General features: G+C 40.6%; 5 protein-coding genes. 4 read left to right on the forward strand and 1 reads right to left on the reverse strand.

All coding sequences use genetic code 11. The features are described 5' to 3' along the window. Positions 1-447 precede the first annotated feature (447 nt). The 4 genes from GC097_RS16085 to GC097_RS16100 all read left to right on the forward strand — a co-directional run bounded on the left by GC097_RS16085 (position 448) and on the right by GC097_RS16100 (position 4,438). Positions 448-1,101, forward strand: a complete 654-nt coding sequence (locus GC097_RS16085) for a carboxylesterase family protein (protein ID WP_171684323.1) — start codon at positions 448-450, stop codon at positions 1,099-1,101. Positions 1,102-1,520: 419 nt separating this feature from the next. Then, positions 1,521-2,381, forward strand: a complete 861-nt coding sequence (locus tag GC097_RS16090) for an SDR family NAD(P)-dependent oxidoreductase (protein ID WP_171684324.1) — start codon at positions 1,521-1,523, stop codon at positions 2,379-2,381. Then, the gene (locus GC097_RS16095; RefSeq protein WP_216625788.1) at positions 2,368-3,885 is read left to right on the forward strand and encodes an AMP-binding protein; all 1,518 of its coding nucleotides are present in this window, start codon (positions 2,368-2,370) and stop codon (positions 3,883-3,885) included. Before GC097_RS16090 ends, GC097_RS16095 begins: the two co-directional genes overlap by 14 nt. 184 nt (positions 3,886-4,069) lie before the next feature. Then, a complete protein-coding gene (locus GC097_RS16100) occupies positions 4,070-4,438 on the forward strand; it encodes a DUF2185 domain-containing protein (protein WP_171684325.1) in 369 nt (122 codons plus the stop codon). A 193-nt stretch (positions 4,439-4,631) separates the two neighbouring features. Here the strand turns inward: GC097_RS16100 and GC097_RS16105 are convergent, their stop codons facing one another. Next, the gene (locus GC097_RS16105) at positions 4,632-4,970 is read right to left on the reverse strand and encodes a nuclear transport factor 2 family protein (protein ID WP_171684326.1); all 339 of its coding nucleotides are present in this window, start codon (positions 4,968-4,970) and stop codon (positions 4,632-4,634) included. Between the last annotated feature and the right edge of the window lie 260 nt (positions 4,971-5,230).

A 5,230-nucleotide genomic window follows, 5' to 3' on the forward strand; every position in this document is an offset into this window, starting at 1 on the left:
CAGTTCCAATATGTGGTACCATTAAGTCAGTACAAAAATTGCACCATGGGGGTGTGATTCACAAAATGGAATCTAGTTGGAAAGAAATAATTATTGCAATTATGAGCAGTAAAAATCTAGACCTAATTATAAATTATTAAAAAAACGAATTTTCTAACGCATTATGTAATAAAGATCCCTGAGAGAAAAATAGTGCAGTACCAACAAAATAAGGCTGCCGCGACATATAAACGGCAGCCTTATTGAACGGGCAGGATAGCAGAATGATATGTGGGATTTATTGTAATTAAAGAATTTCAGGAGGTATAAGTGAATGCTTATAAACTGCTAAAAAAATTATTGAAGTCTTGGAAAAAATTAAGTCATTCCACTAACGATGAACGTTTGTTCAATAACATCATCTGAAGCCTTCATAACTAAATGACGATCAATGAAAGGAATATTTGAATGACAATACAACCTAGATCCCTGAGTGTCGAAATAACCAAAAATGTACAGATTGATTATCTCATTTCTCATCCTGAGGGATATGAAGACTCAACTCATGAGTGGGGACTTATTATTTTTTTACATGGTATGGATAAGAGGGGCGAGGATGTATCCCAACTATCTAGTTATGGACTGCTTGAAATAGTTAATGAAGGTAAATTATCGCTACCGTTTATTGTTGCGGTTCCCCAATGTCCAAGTGAGTCTTATTGGAACATGGAGCGTGATGCAGTTACTGCTTTGGTAGATGAGCTTATAACTATTCACCGCGTAGATCCAAGACGTATTTATTTGATAGGGTATAGTTTGGGAGGATATGGAGTTTGGGATTTAGCTATCCATAATCCGAGAACATTTGCTGCAATTGTGCCATTGAGTTCAGGAGGACAAATCTCTAAAGCAGAGCAGCTTAAAAATACTGCAATTTGGGCTTTTCATGGAGCCAATGATGAGATTGTCCCATTAGAACAAATGACAAACATGGTAACCGCTGTAGAACAGCATCAAGGAAATGTAAATCTTACCATATACCCTGATTTGGGACATGATATATTGCGAACAACATTGAGTAACCAAGAGCTATATACTTGGCTACTTGAACAAAAAAAGTAGTTTGGAACTACCGACTAAGCTCGAATAATTTAGAAACCCGTTCAGAAAATAACCTCCGATTGTCTAACAAACTGCAAAGGCAATTGCTCCAAAAAACCATATTCGAGTTCGTTTAATCAAATAAATCACACCGCAATGAAAAGTACAACTTTTATTCTTCTATTCCATACACGTCTCTTGTTATCCTTTGTTCTGTTGAACTACCGGGAAACGATAGCGCAATTACCAGGGAGCAGATCACCACGCAGCTGTTCCCTTTTTCTTTGAGGGACGGGCAGGCTAGTTTAAAATGAACCATGGAGAACCGTATCATAAGTGAATTTCGCACATCTACCAGTAAAAAGGAGATTTCTCCTGTACTGTCGAAGAACAAGGGAGCGTGCCTGTCTGGTCGTTCTTCAGACAAGAAAGGAGCCCAAATGCATACCTATAGCCTTTTCGAACATCTCTTATTCCCGCCGACTTTCTTGAATAGAAAGCAGTTAGGGTGTCAACTGAAGGGAAAAACCATTCTTATAACGGGAGCAAGTTCCGGAATTGGCGAACAGCTTGCTTATCTGCTGTCTGAGATCAAGGTTCATATGATATTAGTGGCCAGACGAGAGGACAAGCTTTTAGCTATGAAAAGGGAAATCGAAACGAAATCGGCTCAAGTAAGTGTGTTCCCGGCCGATCTTCGAAATCAGAAGGAGATGGAGGAATTGCTCACCTTTCTTCATCAGCTACCTGAGGGGCTTGATATTGTTATAAGCAATGCGGGTCATTCCATCAAGCGATCGATTAATCAGTCCTTGGATCGCTATCATGATTTTACGCGCACGATGGCGATCAATTATTTTGCGCCGGTTCAACTGCTCTTGTCAACCATTCCACTTCTTGAAAAAAAGCAAGGGCACATCATTAACGTCTCGACAATAAATGCTCTTTTGCTTCCCCTTCCATATTGGGCGGCTTATCAGGCTTCGAAGGCTGCTTCTGACTCCTGGTTTCGGTCTGCCGCTCCCGAGTTGAACATGATGGGGATCTCCGCCACCTCGATCTATCTTCCGTTAGTTAGAACGCCCATGATCCTGCCAACCGATGCTTATCAAAAATTACCGGCCATGTCCCCACAGCACGTTGCAAAGATAATATGCAATTCCATCTGTACCAAAAGGAAAACATATAAACCGTGGTGGTTGATTTTCGGGCAGCTGGCCTCCATACTTTTCAGAAGTTGGTGGGAATTTTTAATTCCGAGAATGTTAAGAAAAAAGGGTAACGGCAATGAGGGTGTATAAACTGATCTATGTTTTATTTAAAATAGGACTACTTTCCCCCTTAGCCTTGTTCCGGTTAACTTCCGCTGTCTACAAATATGGAATCAATCTGATGACTCTGCTGCATTTTTCAGCCAGGACCTATGGAGAGAATATCGCGTTAGTAGATGAGCAGGAAACTCTAACCTATAAACAATTGTTTGCACAATCCAAAGAACTATCCGTAGTTTTGAGGGGAGGGTACCAACTTGCGAGCGGCAAGAAGGTGGTTTTTTTGTGTAAAAATCATGCTTCTTTGGTGAAAGCAATTTTTGCGGTTTCTTTAACGGGGGCGGATATCTATCTGCTTAATACAGAAATGAGCAAAGGGCAATTGAATAACATCTTAGAGCGCCATGATTTTGACCTACTGGTCTATGATGAGGAGCAAAGCTCTTTGCTTGAGCAATCTGCCTATACGAAAGCCAAAATGTTGAGTTATCATGATACATTTCCGGCTATAAACAACTTACTTTCTGCAAACAATTACGAAAAATATAAACGACACCGGACTTCTTCGGGGAAACTTGTGCTTCTGACAGGCGGAACCACAGGAAATAACAAAGAAGCGGCGCATAAGCCTTCGCTATTCAATTATTTGGACCCTTTTTCCGGCTTCTTAACTCGATTGAAAATTTTAAATTATCCTACTGTGTATATTGCGACACCCATTCATCACGGCTATGGAGTAGCGGTACTGCTCTTATTCTGCGCTTTGGGAAAGAAAGTGGTTATTCATCGTGGATTCGATGCAGAGAAAGCATGCCGTTTGATTCGGGAGCACCAGGTTAATGTCGTAACCGTTGTCCCCTTAATGTTGCATAAAATGTTAAAAACCAATGCAGATGACTTGAAATCCCTTTCTTGTATTGCTTCAGGTGGCGCAGAGCTCAATCCCAAACTGGTAAAAGAGACTTTGAGTCAATTGGGAGATGTCTTGTTCAATCTCTACGGTACTTCGGAAGCGGGCTTGAACATCATCGCAACTCCACAGGATTTGACCTACTCCGCACATACGATCGGCAAAAAGATTAAGGGCGTCCGCTTAATAATCGCAGATGATCATAAAAAGGAAGTTGAAATCGGCAGAGTTGGTCAATTTTGCATTAGAAACGGTGCTAATTCCTGGATCGAAACTGGTGATTTGGGCTATCTAGATGAGAAGGGGTATTACTTTTTGTGTGGAAGAACGGATAGCATGATTGTTTCAGCGGGAGAAAATGTTTATCCTCTTGAAGTGGAACAGGTCCTGCTCACTCACCCTCAAGTAGAGGATGCGGCTGTGATCGGGATTCATGATGAGCATTTTGGACAGCGGTTGAAAGCTTTTGTCCTTCTGGCCCCACATGTGGAAACGACCAGAGAGGAGCTTTTTGAATGGCTGCGCTCTAGACTGGCACGATTTCAGCTGCCAAAAGAAATCATCTTCGTGGATCATTTGCCCTATACCCCCTTAGGTAAACTGGATAAAAAGCTGCTTAAATGAAGGATATGCATCATAGGTACCTGGGGGGTGTTGAACTAACGGACACGATAGCGCAAAAACCAGGGAGCAATCGCCATTCGGCAGTTGTTCCCTGGTTTGGTTGAAGTAACGGGCAGGTTAGCGCGAATGACTTCGCGAATTCTTAAGGGGTGGAACACATACAACAAATGGGGAGGAACATGAAATGTTTGGGTTTGAAAAAAAGAAGAAATTTAAAATTTCTGGAGATAAGATACAAAAGTTGATTGATTCTTATGAGGGATGCATTGCAACCGATAGGATTACAGTAGATGGCTGCAAAGTTGGATTCATGTATAGAGAAGAGCCTTACCAAAATAATAAACCTGATAGTGGTTGGCGGTTTATGGCGGGAGATGAGGATGATGAATATATGAATAATTCTAAAAATCATGCCGTTTACCAGGTCAACACGATTTGTAATTATGATTCGGATATTATTCAATATCTTGAGGCTCCACCAGGTACTGCATTTATTAGAGATAAAACGGGAAAGTTTGTATTAGACGAAGGTTGGGACAATCCAGAAGATTGAGCTAACGGGGAACGTTAGTTCAATCAAACGGCGGTAGTCTAGGACTTTATTTTTCAGTCCAAGGCTACCGCTGTTTTTATTTTCAAGCAACTCTAATACTTATTTTTATGAACCTGACGATTTCCAGCCATGCCGATTAACGCTGGATCAACACATCCAGTCTACTTTATTTTCATTGAACAGCCAGGCCACCTCACGAATTACCTTTAAGAAACCAGACCTTTGTAATTCGATCATCCTTTATTTCATATATAGCAACTGCTTTTAACGTAGAACCTTCTAGTCTTCCAGTTATTTCTTCATGATCTATTGCATAGTTTCCGTGAAATATTCTTTTATCAACGGTTGCTATCATATCAGGGTAGGATTCGAACAAGGTTTGATAGCGCGTCCTCATGGCCTCTTGGCCTTCCATTCTGAGTGTATCGGGAAAATCATAGATTTTAATGTCCTCACTATAACAATCCATGAATGCGTCAATATTTTTATCGTTATATGCTTGTAATTGTCTCTGTACAACAGTTTCTTTCATATTAGGTTCTCTCCTTCGAGCAGATTATTTGCAGATATTATTAAACTCCACTAGAGAACGTTAGGTCAATATCTACATATGGAGCAACGAAATCAAATCGATTTTTCATCATTGGATGATCTTCTTGGGAAAATAAACCATTGTCATTCGTTTGGGATCATGTTATATTACAAATCCGGTCAACGGGCCGGTTGCGAAAGTGGCTTGAAAAAAACAAGTTGCAAAAAAAAGTTTAGCATGGTATATTACTTCTCGCTGCT

Origin of the sequence: Paenibacillus planticolens, assembly GCF_013141725.1 — a bacterium.
GTDB lineage: Bacteria > Bacillota > Bacilli > Paenibacillales > NBRC-103111 > Paenibacillus_E > Paenibacillus_E planticolens.